This window comes from Thalassotalea castellviae (assembly GCF_031846185.1).
GTDB lineage: Bacteria > Pseudomonadota > Gammaproteobacteria > Enterobacterales > Alteromonadaceae > Thalassotalea_H > Thalassotalea_H castellviae.
Genome location: NZ_JAVRIF010000010.1, coordinates 71,350 through 89,460, shown reverse-complemented (window position 1 = coordinate 89,460; position 18,111 = coordinate 71,350). Strand labels below are relative to the sequence as shown.

16 protein-coding genes are annotated in these 18,111 nt (G+C 37.3%); 8 read left to right on the top strand and 8 right to left on the bottom strand.

Features of this window, described 5'->3' with window-relative positions; genetic code table 11:
* Positions 1–209: 209 nt before the first annotated feature.
* The 3 genes from RM573_RS15425 to RM573_RS15415 are packed head-to-tail and all read left to right on the top strand — an operon-like array spanning position 210 to position 4,212.
* Positions 210–560 carry a hypothetical protein gene (locus RM573_RS15425; protein WP_311584020.1) on the top strand — a complete coding sequence of 117 codons (351 nt, stop codon included), beginning with the start codon at positions 210–212 and terminating at the stop codon, positions 558–560.
* Complete coding sequence (locus tag RM573_RS15420; RefSeq protein ID WP_311584018.1) at positions 538–1,764, top strand: hypothetical protein; 1,227 nt, start codon at positions 538–540, stop codon at positions 1,762–1,764. Before RM573_RS15425 ends, RM573_RS15420 begins: the two co-directional genes overlap by 23 nt.
* Before the next feature lie 3 nt (positions 1,765–1,767).
* Entirely contained in the window at positions 1,768–4,212 is a 2,445-nt protein-coding gene (locus RM573_RS15415; RefSeq protein ID WP_311584016.1) for a bifunctional diguanylate cyclase/phosphodiesterase, read from the top strand.
* Between the two features lie 55 nt (positions 4,213–4,267).
* Here the strand turns inward: RM573_RS15415 and RM573_RS15410 are convergent, their stop codons facing one another.
* Positions 4,268–6,088 (bottom strand): protein-disulfide reductase DsbD, encoded by a 1,821-nt coding sequence (locus RM573_RS15410; RefSeq protein WP_311584014.1) that lies wholly within the window; start codon positions 6,086–6,088, stop codon positions 4,268–4,270.
* A 4-nt stretch (positions 6,089–6,092) separates the two neighbouring features.
* On the bottom strand, positions 6,093–6,404 hold the full coding sequence (cutA, locus tag RM573_RS15405; protein WP_311584012.1) for a divalent-cation tolerance protein CutA: 312 nt from the start codon (positions 6,402–6,404) through the stop codon (positions 6,093–6,095).
* A 162-nt stretch (positions 6,405–6,566) separates the two neighbouring features.
* Here cutA and RM573_RS15400 point away from each other — a divergent pair, with 162 nt between their 5' ends.
* The 3 genes from RM573_RS15400 to groL all read left to right on the top strand — a co-directional run bounded on the left by RM573_RS15400 (position 6,567) and on the right by groL (position 9,299).
* On the top strand, positions 6,567–7,076 hold the full coding sequence (locus RM573_RS15400; protein ID WP_311584010.1) for an FxsA family protein: 510 nt from the start codon (positions 6,567–6,569) through the stop codon (positions 7,074–7,076).
* A 129-nt stretch (positions 7,077–7,205) separates the two neighbouring features.
* Positions 7,206–7,496, top strand: coding sequence for a co-chaperone GroES (locus RM573_RS15395; protein ID WP_311584008.1), 291 nt, complete (start codon positions 7,206–7,208; stop codon positions 7,494–7,496).
* A gap of 150 nt (positions 7,497–7,646) precedes the next feature.
* Positions 7,647–9,299: a chaperonin GroEL gene (gene groL / locus RM573_RS15390; protein WP_311584006.1), complete on the top strand. Its 1,653-nt coding sequence runs from the start codon at positions 7,647–7,649 to the stop codon at positions 9,297–9,299.
* Between the two features lie 428 nt (positions 9,300–9,727).
* On the opposite strand, the gene RM573_RS15385 is transcribed toward groL, so the two are convergent.
* The 4 genes from RM573_RS15385 to RM573_RS15370 all read right to left on the bottom strand — a co-directional run bounded on the left by RM573_RS15385 (position 9,728) and on the right by RM573_RS15370 (position 13,412).
* Positions 9,728–10,936 carry an acetyltransferase domain-containing protein gene (locus tag RM573_RS15385; RefSeq protein WP_311584004.1) on the bottom strand — a complete coding sequence of 403 codons (1,209 nt, stop codon included), beginning with the start codon at positions 10,934–10,936 and terminating at the stop codon, positions 9,728–9,730.
* A gap of 678 nt (positions 10,937–11,614) precedes the next feature.
* Complete coding sequence (locus RM573_RS15380) at positions 11,615–12,136, bottom strand: CC0125/CC1285 family lipoprotein (RefSeq protein ID WP_311584002.1); 522 nt, start codon at positions 12,134–12,136, stop codon at positions 11,615–11,617.
* Positions 12,136–12,933 (bottom strand): anti-sigma factor family protein, encoded by a 798-nt coding sequence (locus RM573_RS15375; protein WP_311584000.1) that lies wholly within the window; start codon positions 12,931–12,933, stop codon positions 12,136–12,138. Before RM573_RS15375 ends, RM573_RS15380 begins: the two co-directional genes overlap by 1 nt.
* Complete coding sequence (locus RM573_RS15370; protein WP_311583998.1) at positions 12,930–13,412, bottom strand: RNA polymerase sigma factor; 483 nt, start codon at positions 13,410–13,412, stop codon at positions 12,930–12,932. Before RM573_RS15370 ends, RM573_RS15375 begins: the two co-directional genes overlap by 4 nt.
* Before the next feature lie 130 nt (positions 13,413–13,542).
* Between RM573_RS15370 and RM573_RS15365 the strand changes: the two genes are divergently transcribed.
* Entirely contained in the window at positions 13,543–14,928 is a 1,386-nt protein-coding gene (locus tag RM573_RS15365) for a S8 family serine peptidase (protein WP_311583995.1), read from the top strand.
* Between the two features lie 55 nt (positions 14,929–14,983).
* Here the strand turns inward: RM573_RS15365 and RM573_RS15360 are convergent, their stop codons facing one another.
* Both RM573_RS15360 and RM573_RS15355 read right to left on the bottom strand, forming a co-directional pair.
* The gene (locus RM573_RS15360) at positions 14,984–15,928 is read right to left on the bottom strand and encodes a hypothetical protein (protein ID WP_311583993.1); all 945 of its coding nucleotides are present in this window, start codon (positions 15,926–15,928) and stop codon (positions 14,984–14,986) included.
* A gap of 73 nt (positions 15,929–16,001) precedes the next feature.
* The gene (locus RM573_RS15355; RefSeq protein ID WP_311583991.1) at positions 16,002–16,793 is read right to left on the bottom strand and encodes a hypothetical protein; all 792 of its coding nucleotides are present in this window, start codon (positions 16,791–16,793) and stop codon (positions 16,002–16,004) included.
* A gap of 362 nt (positions 16,794–17,155) precedes the next feature.
* Between RM573_RS15355 and RM573_RS15350 the strand changes: the two genes are divergently transcribed.
* Positions 17,156–18,007, top strand: coding sequence for a sensor histidine kinase (locus RM573_RS15350; RefSeq protein ID WP_311583989.1), 852 nt, complete (start codon positions 17,156–17,158; stop codon positions 18,005–18,007).
* The last annotated feature ends 104 nt before the right edge of the window (positions 18,008–18,111 follow it).

Genomic DNA, 18,111 nt, shown 5'->3' with positions numbered 1-18,111 from the left:
TAATTAGTTTTAGCTAAACTTATAATTGATTACTGAGTTTCTAATTGCTGATTTTTTAGGGACTTAGCAAGTTTACAGTATGAAGTTTATTCCATACTGTTCATTATTGTTTTGGATTAATTGATAGGGATATCGTCATCAACCGTATTCTTTCTTTGTGCTTGATAGTGTTAAGTATCACAATTGCATCGCCCAGTAAGGCGATGCATGTGATTACTCATGCTTCTGTAAATGTAGACACAATGACCACAGCCCAACTTAGACGTATTTATTCAATACGACAAATACGTTGGGCAAATAATACCCCCATTGTTGTTTTCGTTTTACCAAGCCAGCATGTCATTCATAAAAACTTTTCAAAAAATATATTAAATATATTCCCATATAAGCTTGATCGGATTTGGAATAAGTTAACGTTTTCAGGATTAGGCGTAGCACCAACGGTGGTTCAATCTCAAGATGCATTACTTAAAGCTGTTAGCAATACCCCTGGGGCAATTGGATATGTTGATGATTTCAATAAGGAAGCAGATGTAAATGTTATTAAAATTTCAATATAGCAGTTATTTTAAAGCTAAAACGCGATTTATCATGGCTTTCATTACCTTGTTTTTCGTTGCTCAAGCTCTTGGGCAAAACAATAATAATGAAGCATGGCAAGTGCATGGTTTCATCGCACAAGGTTTAATCGATGTTGACGGCAGTACTTTTGTTAATAATGACGGGGATGTTTCCGCCGAGTTAACAGAAATAGGCATCAATGGTTCATATCAACTCAACGATTATTTTAGGGTGACGGGCCAAGCTGTTTATTTAGATGGTGGAAATCGTTATGTTGAAGGAGCAAGGATTGATTATGCTCTGCTAGATTTTGCTGTCTTTCAAGATGAACATTGGTTAGTGAATCTATACTTGGGCCGATTCAAAAATAACAACTTTTTGTATTCAAGCACACGCGATGTTCCTCATGCTAGACCAAGCATTATTCTGCCACAGGCTAAATATTTTGATGGCTTTCGAGACATCGCCATGGGGAGTGATGGCTTTTCTGCTAAGGTGGCTTATAGCTCTAATAACTATGGAGATTTTGATTTATATTTTAACTATGGTTCATCGTCGTTAGATACTAAAGATGTCAAATTACTTTTGGGTGACTTAGTGAAAGGCAAAGGCAAACAGAGATTTGATGCCCAAGCAAGTCTTTATTGGCAACCGCTTTTTTCTCCATGGCAGTTTGGTTTTTCAGTGCTTGATTCTGATTTTTATTATGAGCGAGCGAATACTGACTTTTATGCCGATGGCCTATTTAGTTTCCAGCAATTAGCCGGTAATTTTCTTTATGAAGGGGAAAAGTGGGAATTTAGTGGCGAAATTACCCAATCAAAATTTACTCAAAGGGGATTTTATTTTGAGGATTATCGAAGAGGCGCTACAGGCTTAGGGGCATATATTCAATCAAGATTTCAATATAATAATCAATTGTCATTATTAGCGAGAGTTGAAAAATTTTATGCCGATAAAAAAGATAAAAATGGTAGTCAATTGGAGAAAAATTCAGGGGGAGCAATTCCAAGTTACTTTGCCTATCAAAATGATATCACTATTGGAGGATCTTATCTGTTAGCAGACAATATGAGGATTAATGTAGAGCACCATTGGGTTGAGGGTACGTCACGATTAACGCCAGTTATTTCGCCAAATAAGGAATTAAATAATCAGCGTAGGTGGAGTATGTGGGCCGTTCAATTTATGTATTGGTTTTAATGAATGAAAAAGTTATTTGTTAGTGTTCCTGCCAAACTATTGATTCTAGTCGTTAGTGCTTTATTGATTCTTAGTGCGGGTATATCACTGTTATCAATTTCACGTTTAAATAATGAATTTAAGCAATTTCAAGTTGAAAAAGTTAAACAAAGTAAAAGCCAGCTTGCATTACATACTGGTATTGCTCGCGAAAAATTAACGCTTTGGATCGAATCGTTTAGCGATGTTGTCCAATTAAATAATGAAAGTAATTTAGTAAGCTTGTCTACGGCATTAGCCAGGCAAGTTGATGCGTTGCAGCTCAACCATAATGTTGAAAATGTTTGGTTGATCGATAATCAAAATCAACTGCTATTTAGTACGGTTCAATTAACCGAATATGCACAAAATACCGCTTTAAAAGTGCTATCAGAACAAGAGCCTTTTCATCAATTATATTGTGCAAAGCATTGTGAACAACTTATTGCCGTCCCGATACTTAATCGGCAAGGTGACTTAGCGGTTATTGTGATGACAATGTCACTGGTAGATGTTATTTATTCGATAAACCAAGCATTAAACAGTGAAATTGCGGTTGTCAGTTTTAATAAACAAAACAAAGTGTTAGTTTCAGATGCCGAATTTTTATCAACGTCAAATGTTGGATTGATGCAAGGGCTCATCGATAATATCGGCAAAAACGTATACGTTGATGAAGTGAAAGAGCTAGGGTTTCAAGTCGATATTCATAGTAATAGTTATTTAATGAATTTAATGATGTTAGCTGAGACAAATAAAAAACAATTTTATTTGTCGTTAGTTGATGATGTTACCTCGATAAAAGATGAATATAAACAATATCGATTTCAGTTTTTATTATCCTCATCGTTAATCTTTATCACTTTAGCTATCTTGGTTTACCTGGTTGCTAACCCTTTTACCAATAGAATTCTTACATTATCCAATGCGTTACCACTTCTCGCGAAAAAAGAATTTGAACAATTTCGAAAAATTCGATTAAAACGACGCCGATTATTAGTAGACGAACTAGATATTGTTGCTGATTCAGCTACCGAATTAAGTTATGAATTAGAGCAACTGAACATTGAAATAGAGCAAAAAACTAAAGAGCTCGAAAATATTGCCATGTATGACTTGCTAACCGGGTTACCTAATCGAAATATGCTTAATTATCAGATTAGAAAAGCCGTGGCGAATATTTCTCGTTATAAACAAGGTGTGGCAATCTTGTTTCTCGATTTAGATGACTTTAAAAAAGTAAATGACAGTCATGGTCACAGTGAAGGCGATAAATTATTAATTGAAGCAGCAAATCGTGTTCGCTTAAGCATAAGAAATGTTGATTTAGCGTGTCGTTTTGGCGGGGATGAATTCGTTATTGTATTAAACAATGTTACCTCAGCTGAAGAAGCAGAGCCCATTGCTCAAGAAATATTAGAACGCTTTAAGAAACCAATCAAAATTAAATCGAGTATCTTTTATGTCTCTACCAGCATTGGTATTGCCTTTAGTGATGATGAAACCATTAAAGCAGAGCAATTGGTGAGTCAGGCTGATATCGCCATGTACGAAGCTAAAGATAATGGTGGCGACCAATTCCATATTTATCATCAAGATATGTATCAACGAGTTGCGCATCGAGTCATGATGGAGTCGGAAGTTCGCCAAGCATTAGCGAAAGGTCAATTTAGTTTAAGTTTACAACCGCAAATTGTTGCTAAGAGTAAGCAGTTATATGGTTTTGAAGCTTTGTTACGTTGGAAACACCCTGAGAAAGGCATGATCTCACCGGATGATTTTATTCCAATTTTGGAAAACTCTGAGCATATGGTTGAGCTAGGTTATTGGATTATTCGTCGTTGCTTTGAGCACTGCCAAGAATTGCGGAATTTAGGCTTAAATGAAGTGCGTATTGCCATTAACTTATCCGCAGGCCAGTTTATAGATGTTAATTTACCTAGTTTTCTTCGTGCTCTTTTAGCTGAGTTTAATTTACCTGCTAAATGTTTCGAGTTAGAGCTGACCGAACAAACGTTAGTTAAAGATATTGATCGAGCAATAGAAATGATGAATGCACTAAAAGAGATCGGCTTTAGTTTTGCTATCGATGACTTTGGTACCGGTTATTCATCCTTAGCTTACATCAAAAAAATGCCAGTTGATGTCATTAAAATAGATAAAAGCTTTATCTTTGGTATGTTAGAGAATCATGCCGATTATCAAATTATTATATCAACGATCGCCATGGTGAAAAATTTGGGCTTAAAAGTGGTTGCCGAAGGGGTTGAAACTGGTGCTCAATTGAGAAGCTTAGCGGAAAATGATTGTGATATTATCCAAGGATATTATTTCTCTAAACCGATACCTGAAGCTGAATTATTTGATTTTATAAAAAGCCAAATTAGTGATGGTTATTGGAAAACAACGGCTCAAGTCGTGTTTGACTAAACGACTTTGAGCCTTATTTTGATGTCTTTAACGTTAGATTAGAAAACCTTACAAGCTAAAAAATGGCCTTTACATGTGCGGCAAAGGGTTCAGCAGACATAAAACCTGTGACGCGTTTCGTGGTTAGTTCTTTACCTTGCAAATCAAAGAATAATATTGATGGTAATCCAAATACTTCAAAGTGTCCCATAAATTCAACATTTTCTTCACTGCCCATATCGGTCAAATCTATTTGTATCATTACGGTATTCATTAGCGCTTTTTGAACTGCTGGATCCGGAAAAGTGTATTCTTCAAACTCTTTACAAGCAATACACCAGTCTGCATAAAGGTCAACCATAACTGTTTTCCCTTGAGTATTTGCTAAGCTAATTTGCTCTTGGAGTTCATTTAATGACGCTACTTTAATAAAGGTATTTTCCGAATGTGTGACGACAGAATTTACCGGTTCCGGATGAATTAAATGATAGGCTTTTTGAGCGCCATAAAACATCATTAGAAAAATGATTAAACTTCTTACGCCAAAAGCAAAGTTAGTTTTGGTATCTCTATTCACCACATAAAAATAAGTAGCACTAGCTAATATTAAACTTACCCATAATATTTGAGTGAATATTGCAGGAATAAAACGCTCTAATAAGAAAATAGGTACGGCTAACAATAGCAAACCAAAGATATTTTTGATGACATTCATCCAGCCACCCGCTTTAGGGAGAATTTTTCCGCCGGAACTGCCTAAAATTAATAACGGCAACCCCATGCCTAAACTTAATGCGTATAACGCAGACGCACCTAAGGCAATATCACCCGATTGAGAAATATATAACAGTGCTCCTGTTAAAGGCGCAGTAGTACATGGTGAGGCAACTAAACCTGAAATTGCGCCCATCATTAACACTCCCCAATATGAACCGCCTTTTTGGCCATTGCTGATATTGTTGAGTTTGTTCTGCCAACTACTTGGCAGTGCAAGATTAAATAAACCAAACATGGATAATGCTAAAAAGATAAATAATATACTTAAAGCTATTAATACATAAGGATGTTGAAACATGGCTTGAAATTTTGCCCCAGCAAGTGCAACAACAATGCCTAATGCGGTATAGGTAAGCGCCATGCCTTGTACATAAAAGAAAGATAAACTAAAGGCTTTTTTCGTCGATAATTTATCTTTCTGGCCAACAATGATCCCAGTCAAAATAGGATACATAGGGAATACACAGGGGGTAAAAGACAATAATAATCCGCCAGCAAAAAAAGCGATTAATGTCAGCCAAACATTGTTACCTGCTAACATTGCCGCTAGCTCATGTTGCTCACTAACATCATTATCAACGTCAGCGACATTATTTGAGCTAGTCGATTCGGTGGTCGGTTGAGCAAGTGCTGATAATACAGCTGAATTATTTGTGCTGATTTTACTTAAGCTAATCGTTTTGGTTATGGGTGGAAAACATAAGCCTTTCTCAGCACAACCTTGATATCGTATGTGTAATAAACCATCCGAGGCAACTGAAATTAATGGCACAGCAAAGGCTAACGAGCCTTTATAAATTTGTTGTTTACCAAAAAATTCATCTTCATGGTCAATGCCTATGGGCAAAACAACCTCAGCAAGCTCACTGTTTTCAGCGGTGAATTTAAATTGTTGCTTGTATAAGTAGTAACCTTCAGCTATCTCGAACGTGACCGCAACTTGGCTATTATTTTGGTCAAAATTAAATACAAAGGCTTGCTCTGGCTTTAAAAACTCATCTTCGTTACTAAACAGTGAGGAGGATGTGTCAAAAATTGATTGTTGTGCAAAAGTAACGAAACTTACTTGGGTGGAAAAAAATAGCGCGAACAAGAATAAAGCACGTGATAATTGTTTCATAATGTTAATTCAATGATTCTTTGATCCAGTTTAAATAATGCGTATCACCTTGCTGGATGTTCAAAGCGACAACTTCAGGAGTATCATAAGGATGTAAGCGTTTGATTTCACGGCTTACAATATCAAATTTGACACTCTCGGTTTTAATCAATAATTGTATTTCTTCGCTATGTTCAATAACGTTTTGCCAACGATAAATAGACATAACATTGGGAATGATATTGATACAAGCCGCTAATTTATGTTGCACTAAATGTGTCGCTATTTCTTTTGCTGACGTCATTGTAGGGCAGGTACAAAGCACAACCTGATACATTAATGATGTTTCCTTAACTTAAGCTTAAATAAACAATCTAACTTGCTATTTTTGCTATTGAATCAACAAGCAGATTAAATTGCAATGACTCTGCTGAAGCTTCATGCTTGAAAAAGACCTGAACAACCCCATATTTGTTTCATCTATTAAAAGAGAAATTTTATGTTTAGAGTTTTATTTTTACTTTTTATCATTGTTCCAATCATTGAAATTATGGTGCTTATAAATGTTGGCGCTATCTTAGGGGCTTGGCCAACCATTGCAATTGTCATTATCACGGCATGGCTTGGCGCTAAAAATGTCAAACAACAAGGCATAGCAACTTTACAGTCCGTGCAAACTAAAATGGCTCAAGGTGAAATGCCATCGGATGAAATAGTTGCCGGGCTTTTATTATTAGTGGCTGGTGTTTTACTGGTGACGCCAGGTTTTGTGACTGACTTTTTCGGGTTATCTTTACTGGTGCCCCAAATACGGAAGGCATTGATTAACTCGGTGCAACAGCATTTAAAAACCAATATATCTTCTTCTAGTGCAGGTTTTAGTGTGCATTCTCAGCACTTTAATCATTCGGACTTTAACCAGAATGATTTTGGACAAAACCCTGCTGATTTACATAATGAGTCGCATCAAGGAAAAACCATTGATGGTGAGTTTGAACGTAAAGATTAAAAAAATATGATTTAGGGCTTGTGAAGTATTAAATAAGCCCCATCTTATTTTCACAGGTATTTACAAACCAATTTTTTAATAACCCTAATTTAAACCTTTAAGTTAAGTAACATCTCGGAGAGAAAATAAATGAGCATTCGTCCATTACATGATCGCGTAATCATTAAGCGTAAAGAAGTAGAGTCAAAATCTGCTGGCGGTATTGTATTAACAGGTAGTGCTGCAGAAAAGTCAACGCGCGGTGAAGTTGTAGCTGTAGGTAACGGCCGTATTTTAGAAAACGGCGAAGTACGTGCATTAGACGTTAAAGTTGGCGATCAAGTAATCTTCAATGAAGGTTATGGCGTTAAAACAGAAAAAATTGACGGCGAAGACGTATTAATTCTTAGCGAAGCTGATATTTTAGCAATCGTAGAATAATTAATCACTTAGCTTGTCGCTATTTAAGCCTTATAGCGGCATCAAAAGTGCTCACTTACTTTCGTAAGCTCCGCGCTTTTTCTTTGCTCTATAGCTAACTAGTTTAAAGCAAAGCATTAATGAATATTTTGAATATAGGAATTTAAGACAATGGCAAAAGACGTATTATTTGGTAACGACGCACGTGTTAAAATGCTGAAAGGCGTTAACGTATTAGCTGATGCAGTAAAAGTAACTTTAGGCCCTAAAGGTCGTAACGTAGTATTAGATAAATCATTTGGTGGCCCAACTATCACTAAAGATGGTGTGTCAGTAGCGAAAGAAATCGAATTAGAAGATAAATTCGAAAACATGGGCGCTCAAATGGTGAAAGAAGTTGCTTCTAAAGCCAATGATGAAGCTGGTGACGGTACAACAACAGCAACAGTTTTAGCACAAGCAATTGTTAATGAAGGTTTAAAATCAATTGCAGCGGGTATGAACCCAATGGATCTTAAACGCGGGATCGACAAAGCAGTTATTGCTGCTGTTGAAGCGCTTAAAGGTGCTTCTCAAGAATGTGCAGACAACAAAGCTATCGAACAAGTAGGTACTATTTCTGCTAACTCTGATGAAACCGTTGGCCAAATCATTGCTACAGCAATGGATAAAGTAGGCACTGAAGGTGTTATTACCGTTGAAGAAGGTCAAGCATTAACTGACGAATTAGACGTTGTTGAAGGTATGCAGTTTGACCGTGGTTATTTATCACCATATTTCATCAATAACCAAGAAAGCGGCAGTGTTGAATTAGAAAACCCATTTATTTTATTAGTCGATAAAAAAGTTTCTAATATCCGTGAACTATTAACAACGCTTGAAGGTGTTGCTAAAGCCGGTAAACCATTATTAATTATTGCTGAAGATGTTGAAGGCGAAGCGTTGGCAACATTAGTTGTAAACAACATGCGTGGTATTGTGAAAGTAGCAGCGGTTAAAGCGCCTGGTTTTGGTGATCGCCGTAAAGCAATGTTACAAGACATTGCAACATTAACCGCAGGTACCGTAATTTCCGAAGAAATCGGCATGGAGCTTGAAAAAGCAACATTAGAAGATTTAGGTCAAGCGAAACGTGTTGTTATCTCTAAGGACAACACCACGATTATTGACGGTATTGGTGAAGAAGCAGACATTCAAGCTCGTGTTGCTCAAATTCGTGGTCAAATTGAAGAGTCATCTTCAGATTACGACAAAGAAAAATTACAAGAGCGTTTAGCGAAATTAGCGGGCGGTGTTGCCGTTATCAAAATTGGTGCCGCTACCGAAGTTGAAATGAAAGAGAAAAAAGCACGTGTTGAAGATGCATTACATGCGACACGCGCAGCCGTTGAAGAAGGTGTTGTTGCTGGTGGTGGTGTTGCATTAGTTCGCGCAGCTGACGCAATTAAAGACCTTGAAGGTGCTAACGAAGACCAAACTCACGGTATCAACGTTGCAATTCGTGCGATGGAAGCGCCTTTACGTCAAATCGTGAACAACTGTGGTGACGAAGCTTCAGTAGTGTTAAATGCAGTACGTAATGGCGAAGGTAACTACGGTTACAATGCCGGTAACAGCGAATACGGCGATATGTTAGAAATGGGTATCTTAGACCCAACTAAAGTAACTCGTTCAGCGTTACAATTTGCCGCGTCGGTTGCTGGCTTAATGTTAACAACAGAAGCGATGATCACAGACGCGCCGGTTAAAGATGGTGGTGCAGCTCCTGCAATGCCTGATATGGGCGGCATGGGCGGAATGGGCGGCATGGGCGGCATGATGTAATTTATGCTTGTTTAAATTGCCTTTTTCATCGTTGCTTTATCACTCGTTTAAGAAACACTAAACGTCATTATAAAGCGCCTTGAACTAAACAATTTACCCTGCACCTAAATAAGTCCAATCCCTTATTAAATAAAAGCCCGAATATCACTATTCGGGCTTTTTATTAGCTGTTTATCAATATCTAATAATACTTTTGTTATTGAGCAATTGTGGCAACATAAAAACTGTCTCTTAGTCGAATCTAATGCCTTCTTTGATACGTAACCGGACGATTTAAATTTTCAATCTGACTATTTTTCAATAACTTAGTAGTACATTGAAGATTTAATTTATGCTATCAGATAAAAAAGCGCGAGAATACTCCTTTAACGTTTTGTCGCATAAAGCTCACTTTGTGCGCACAGATATCGAAAATTAAACCATTTCATCTAGAGATAACTTAACCACCAGTCTTTTCGTTGAGCCTTTATCTCTGCAACCCATTTACAAAGAGGGTAGAGTGTAATAATAACCAGTGCCCAAATCACATAAACCCACTCCAAACTTACTCCATAACCTTTAGGAAAAAAGAAAAAGAATACTAACAGCTCACTGCTGTCAAACCCTTGAATATTTCCCAGAATGAAACTATAAAGACGGATTAAACAATAATGAGCCAGGTAAAAAGCAAAAGGTACTCGACCAAACATCACCAAGGTATCTTTAAGCCAACCTGTCATTCGATCAGCATAGCCACATAAGATTGCCATAGGCCCCAAGGTTATAAGTAGAAAAAGCAGACTGGGTGGATATTTAGTTACGTTCATAAAGTCGAATATTGTTGCAACTAGGCCAATCTCCGACAATTTCCAGGAGTTTGCATCACCATATAGCCCTGATAATCTCAAGGCAATGAAAGCAAGGATCATTATTAGGCCATATTTTATTAGTATGGGATCCCGAGTTTCAGGTTTTTTCTCAAAAATAAAGGCAGTGCCGTAACCCAATAACATAACACCTATCCAAGAGAGTAGCGGGTAGACAAACGCAATATGAAGAGGACCGGCTTTAATGGAAGATTGAACATGAAGTCCATACCAAACAGGATTAGTACCGGAAAACAAATTTCCTGCTGGCCAAATTGTATCAAGTGCATTGTGGCCAAGCAGTATAATTGCAGCAATGATTAGACAAGTCTTTGCCCCTAAATACTGGAATCCTGCTAGAACTATCATAGAAGCACCAATTGCCCAGATGACCTGTAGTGCAATTAATGTAGAGCCGCCAAACTGCAATATTCCTTGAAAAGGAGACATGGTATAGAGAGAAGAAATAAAGACTACTTCCACAAAAATTAGCCAGATCCCTCTTTTTACTAGAAATGCAGCCAAATCATGCTTAGATTTACGAGTCGCCATTAAACCAACAGAAGTGCCGGCTAGAAACACAAAAACAGGTGCGCAAAAATGCGTGATCCAACGTGTAAAGTAAATACTGGCTGGAATATCAGGTTGAGACATAGGATCTTGAATCATGTTAATCATGAAAAAATCACGAACATGATCGATTGCCATAATAATAATAACCAGTCCTCGTAACATATCAATATTGGTGAGGCGGTAAGATCTGAAATCTTGTGAAACAGAGAAATTTTTCATCCGTTATTTTCCCTTTATCGTATTATTTTTCCATTTAAAATAATGTACTGAGTTTATAGGATTTAATTAAATATAGCACCATATCTCATTTCAATACGAAAATGCCCCTTTACTTATCAAGCATCTTACTTCACCAAGTTTCAACTGTTTAACAAGGCAATTAATTTATGGGGGTATCAAGGGTGGAATCTCATTTCGTGTTATTTATTTTTTGATTGGTTAATCAAAACTATCACGCTATTGTCTTGTCTTAATTATGCGTTATGAGCGCCCATTGCACTCAACTGAATAAGCTCGCTTTAAATTTAGCAAAGCAGATTTATTTTCGAAATTTCACGCATTATTAAGATACAATGCAGTAGGGTGAATAACCATCTGTAAATGCAACACAAGATCGTGAAATGACATCATAGTGAACCATGCATCGGCCATATAAAGAAGCGAAAAAATGTAGTAGCTTTGACCTGAACTTTTAATTTCGAAAAGTCTCAGCAAAATAAACTGTGTCGCTTCAACCTTTAATTGTTAGCCGGTAAGTTAAAGGTATACAAGCCCAAATATTGTTTATTGGGCTTGTTAGATTATTGTCCTGCCATTTTTAAAGTTATATGTGGTTGCCATTAACTTTCAAGAGGTGGATTAAAATCAGTCTCGTGTGAACTGGGATAATACTCAAAGTTAAGCATCACTGGATATTTGATATTTTAGTCGTAAGTTCTCGCTTAACTGGCGCGCATCAAAACTGTCTTTTTCATCAGGGCGAACCCCTTTTCCTAATTTTATTTCCATGATGCTTTCAATATCTTCTTGGGGTTTATCATTAATCGATAAGCCAACACTAGTATTATGACTAGGTGTTTTACTACAAGTTAATAAACCACATTGAGTCGATGTTTGATAATGTCGTTGCAGTGAAAGTGATGAATTAATTTTTTTACGATCAACATACACCTCACGATGTGTGATCACAAACCAATCATAGCCCTGGTTTAACGTAAGCTCGGCTGAACGTAGCAAAGTGTAGTCAATTACTTTTAATTTATTGTTACTACGTGAAGTAAAGTGTACACGTATCACATTGTCATTAAGCACACTTTCTTGATAGCCATAGCCAGTATGGTTCACTGGTTTATATTCATGAACTGAACTACAACCGGTAACGCTTAGTAATATGATTAAACTCGTTAGTAACTTTTTCATTATTTATTCTCCTCACGCCAGTTTTGTTTTATCACTTGCTTTTCAGCATCAATTGTTAAGAAATCTCCAACAGCATTTTTATCAATATATTCCCTAAGCATATTTTGAGTGGTTGCCGTTTGATATTGCTGTGTGGTTGATTTATTTTGGTATAAAGTTAATGTGGGTTGCCATTGTTCATTTACTCGACACGCTAAGCTTTGCTGAGACTTTTCCGCTCCCTCAATGGTATATTTGCGACAAAAATCACCCTGAGCATTTTCAAAGGTTAAGGCTACACTAAAGGTTTCACCTGTGGGTAATGTTTTAGAAGCGCCACTTGTTTGTACTTCTAACAAGGCAGCAATCTCTTGCCAGTGTGCATTCTCATTAGGAGTGAGCACAAATAACGCACTAGCAAAAACACACATAGCGGTGAAACTTGCGGCAATGGCATAATGTTCTTTTATTGCCTGTTTCGAGCGTCGCCATAATGACAAACTCACCACATTGTTACTGTCTTTTAAATTGCTGTTAGAGCCGGTAGAAAACTCTTTTGCCTTTTCAATAGTCTCATGATCGGCATTGGCTTCAGGTAATGCCTCAAGTAACTGTGTAATGCTCGCAGGTAGCGGTTGTTGATTTATTTGCTCATATTGCTGGGCAATCACGCTGTCTACCATAGCTAAACGACTGAGTTGCTCAGCAAGTTGTTCATTTTCTTGTATGGCTTGACGAATTTCTTCCATCTGCGCTTCAGGTAATTCTGCATCAAGAAATGCCGATAATATTTCATCGTTGTAAGGTAAGTTTTTCATGATTCAACTCCTTGAAAAGGTAAACATTGACTTAAGCTCGATCTAGCTCTCGCCAGTCGACTCATCACAGTGCCAATTGGGATACTTAGTGTTTCTGATACCTCTTTATACGACATGCCTTGAATGGCAACGAGCGATAAAATGGAGCGTTGATCTGTGGGTAATACTGACATTGCTTGATTAACCTCTCTTACACGAAGTTTTTGTGTTTGCTCTTGTTCACCTTGAACCGCTTGCTCGTGTAGTTCAGGTGACTGTGTTGCCGCTTGCCTAACTTGACGAGAACGGTATTCATCAATCCATAAATTTCGACAAACACGGAACATCCATTTCGTTAATTCAACGTCTTCTGGCACACCTTTGGTTAATATACGTTCAATGGTGTTTTGTAATAGATCATCTGCATCATGATGATTGCCCGTTAATGAATAAGCAAAACGGCGGATCATCGGAATCAATGCAATAATTTCATTCTTCATGTTTTTATCTCCTCTATAATGAGTAGACGATTCAAGATATGATTTATTCCATTCTTTTTAAAATAAAGGGAATTTTTGTCTTTCTTATACGTTATTTAGTTAAGATTCGTTTCATTATAAAAGGTTTGGTATGTGTGTATTAAAGAAAAACCGGTTAATTAAAATCAAATATGTCGCAGTACGCGCAGCGCTTATTTTAATACTGCCAACAACGGCCGCTAAAACACTCGCACAAGTTCAAAACACCAACATTAAAATACCACAAAGTATTGAGCAGAATGTGATTGATAAGGTCAATGTACCACTAAATAATTCACTTAACAGCATCAGACAAAAAATTGAACGTCAGCAAGCAGAAAAACGTCGCATCACCGCTGAAAAATTAAAAACATTACAGCCCGCTACTCATCTAGCATCGGTGTTACCAATAATATCTCAACAAAAAAAGTTACTATTTAAAGACGTCGCTGTTGAAAACAATTGGCGTGCTATTGAGCAGCAATGGTTATTGACGGTTAAACAAGATGAACTCACGCAATTAAAAGCGTTTATCGCTAAGCATGATATGCGACTAGTTGCACTAAAACTATTACCGAATCTGCAATTAATTATCGTCAATATTCATGTTGCTCAACATCGTAATTCCTTTGACACTATGTTCAAATTAATCCCAAAAATATGGCAAGAAAATTTAACTAGAAATTATGTTTATGCCAGCCAATTTACAGCGAATAATCATCCTGATAACCATAACGCTAATTCAATAAAGTCTAACGCTATTTGCCAAAACCCGTTACGTATTGGGGTAGTTGACACCGCCATTGATCTTAACCACGTAGCTTTTAAACAAAGTAAAGTGATCGAAAAAAGCTTTATTGATAATACTCTCACGCCTCCAAAAGCCCATGGAACAGCAGTGTCTGCCTTATTAGTAAGTAGCGCACCAGAACTTCCAGCTTTATTGCCAAACGCGACCCTTTATTCGGCACAAGCATTTTATGCACAAAATGACTACGCCCAAGCTGCGAGTTTATACCATTTAGTCAGTGCATTAGATTGGTTAGTTGAGAATCAGGTAGATGCGATTAATTTAAGTTTAGCTGGCCCCAATACACCTTTACTTGCTCAAATTATTAACAAGATGAGCGAGAAAAATATCATCATGGTTGCCGCAGTAGGCAACGAAGGCCCGAATGCGCCGCCAATGTACCCCGCAGCTTATGACAATGTTATTGGCGTTACGGCCATAGACAATCAAGATAAGCATTATCGCTGGGCAAATAGAGGGGATTATGTTGGTTTTTCAGCCCTAGGTGTCTCGGTGAAAACTGCGAGAGCTGGCGGTAGTTTTTCTCATGAAACAGGCACATCAATAGCTACACCATTTGTGACAGCTTTCGCAGCTTGTGCTAAGAAAAAAACGAAAAATTATTTAGATGCTTTACAAAGTCAGGCGATAGATTTAGGAGAGCAAGGCCGAGACAATATCTTCGGTTTTGGTAAATTGAGTCGGTAGCCTTGTCTTACTCCTAGTGTATTATCGATTAGCGTAAATTATTGCTCAGTGGATATTAAAAACGCGCTTTAAGTTTTACGCTGGTGACACTTTCATGATAATTAAGCGCAGCATTATTAGATTGATATTTTCCTAATTCAAACTCACTATCTAACGACCAGATGTTGTTGAGGTTAATTAGCCATGAAAAATTTGCCACTTGGCTATTGTCTTTACGTGTGTTGTTGGTCGTATAGTCTTGCGGTTGTTCTAATGTTGGGTTTTGTGTTAGTGACTCACTCGAAGAGTAATGTTTTTTATCATAGCGCAAGGCTAGCTGTAGTTGTTGATTAAAATCATAAGCGGTAAATTTATGTGACGCTAAGGCTTGAAAGCGTAACCCTTGATAGCTAAATTGATTATCTTTCGCTTTTTCATTCGATATGTTGCCAGTGAATGATAAAAAGCTGTTAAATTGATTAAAAAAGATAAAGCTTGAAATTGAGCTGGCAATATTTTGGGCGTTTCTGGTCGGTTGATTCGTTAACTTTTTGTTTTGCAACTCACCAGAGACTCTGATTAAATATTTATTATTATATAATTTAGACCCGTAAATACTGGATTGATTAAGTGATAAAAAATCACGTTTATCAAGCTTTGCATCAATATAATAATGATTTGCCCCTATAGTGTAATCAGCAAATTTATAACTTATATCGGTATTCAGTCGGTTTAAAATGAGATCATACTCATGGTATTGCTGATAACGCGTTTGCTGGTGCGAAACCCCTCCTTTTACCGTGAAGTTTTCAGTCGCTTGCCAAGTCAGTTTAACTGCGCCTTCAAATGTTAACGCACTATCAGCATTTGTGCTTACATCATCAACTTCAGCCACGGTTAATTTACTGTCATGTTTAACTCCGCTACTGATAATAATCTCATGCTCTAAGGTGTCAGCTTGGCCAAATACGGGTAAGGTAATTGAAAATAGCGCACTAACAACAGATGGGTAAAGTTTCATATAAACCTCGAAAATAAATATGTTTGGAATAAAAATGCGCATAATTAAATTATGCGCATAACTTGTTGGCTGGTTAGAAGTTTGTTAATGCCGTTGCATTTAGTGCCGTGTCAATTGAGCTTTCAACGGCAGCATCAACAGAGTTAGTCACTTCATTATTGATACTTTGAGCAACACTCTCATTAATGCTGCTTTGTACACTTTGTTCGCTAGCGGCGAGTAAACTGGTTGAAAGATCTTGTGCAATAACATCGTCAACAATAGCGGCTGTTGACAGTTCTGCTGCTGATTGAATGTTTTGCGTAATCGAAGTATTTAGTGCCGTGTCCATCGACTCTTCGCCTATAGCCGATACGGATGACATCACTGAATTTGTCACCTCAGAAGTGGCATCGGTATTGTTAGCAATTGTCAATGCAAGGGTATTACTTGTTTCACCTACTATGACAGCACTCTTCGCAATCAAGGATGTCGATGAAGTTGCCAACGCACTCACTGAATTTTCAGTGGCACCTGCGGTTACCGACGAGCCATTTTCAACGGCATTGTTTGTGTTACTTGCCAAACTACTACCTTCTTGTTGGGGATTGTCTTCTTCAAGGACCGCCTCTTCTTCAGTGTCGGGTACTTGCTCAGCCACCGTGTCACCGTTTGTTTCTGTACGAAACGCGAAACTAGCGGAAGCACTCGATGATGAATTAAATGAAGCGTTCGATTCCGATGGTTGTGACGAATGTGTTGCTTGCGTTGATTGAGATGCTTGAACCGACGTTTCTTTGTTAAACGTAAATTCAGTTGCTGCCGAACTTACTGTTGCAGTTAAAGCACAGGTAATAAATAAAGCCGTTTTAGTTAGTTTAATCATGATCATTTCCTTCATGTTTTTGGTTAATTCATAAAGGTAACGGTTGAGGCATTGACTTTATTCCATAAAAATTAAAATATTTTGCAATTATTGTAATTAGGCTAAATGCTAAGCGGAGTTTTGGCAGAGGTTTTATGGGTATTTATGAGTGGTGATGCTCCTACAATGCCAGATATTGGCGAAATGATGTAGCAAATTGTTATATTACCGCTATATCCTATCGCCAAATAAACGAAAGCCCGAATAACAATATTCGGGCTTTTTTAATACCTCAAAACACTCAACTGAATTCAGTATGGTGAAAGGAGAAATGTGTTTAACACGCATTCAAATAAGAAAATGCAGGGCAAAAAACAAAGCCCATGTCGATTGGATTGATTACGTTATTAGCAATAGCTTTGTTTTTTGGCCTTGCCAGAAGTTTAATTAAAAAAGTCTTGAATCCATTAAAAGAACTGGCCGAGATGGCCAAGAGCCTTGATGAAAATAAACCTGAATTGTCTTTTGCCGTGATGGAAGACAAAACTGAAATAGGCACAGTGGCAAATACTTTACATCAGACCATGGCTCGTATTCATCAATATCATCAACGAGAAAAGCAATTTTTACAAAATGCGAGTCATGAATTGCGCACCCCAATAGCCGTTGTTGCTTCGGCATTAGATATTATCGATTTAAGAACGCAAAACGGCACTCAACAAATTGCGGATCAAATTACTCATATAAAACGTGCCAATGAAAATATGAAAGAGTTAACTGAAGCGCTTTTATTACTTAGTCGGAAAAATGAAAAAGACTATCCCATCGAACTTGTTGATTTAAATGCCATTGTGACTAGCATGGTAAAAACGCATCAATATTTAATAGAGGATAAGTTTATCGAGGTCAGTATCATCAATGATGAAAACTGCTCGCATCAACTACCATTGACGTTATGTCAAATTGTCTTGAGTAATCTTATTCGAAACGCTTTTGAACATACCTTAAGTGGTATAGTGCGAATTCAGATTGTTGATGCATCTGTGATCATTTCCAATTCAATTGAAAGCCACGTTGTTATCGAAGAAAAGCAGTTAGAACGGGGGATTACTCGTGGCGATGGCTATGGTATTGGTTTAAGTATTGTCAGCAAAATCGTCAGACGACAACATTGGCAACTTCATTACGCGCAAACGTCAGATGGTTGCAATCAGGTCACTGTTACGTTCAAATAAATTCTCTGTTTAAACGTTATGTTAAACCATTCAAAAAGAGAGTTTCTGCGATTGTAACTTTTGGATATAATTAAACTACACTTAAAAGTGACTTTTTTATGAAA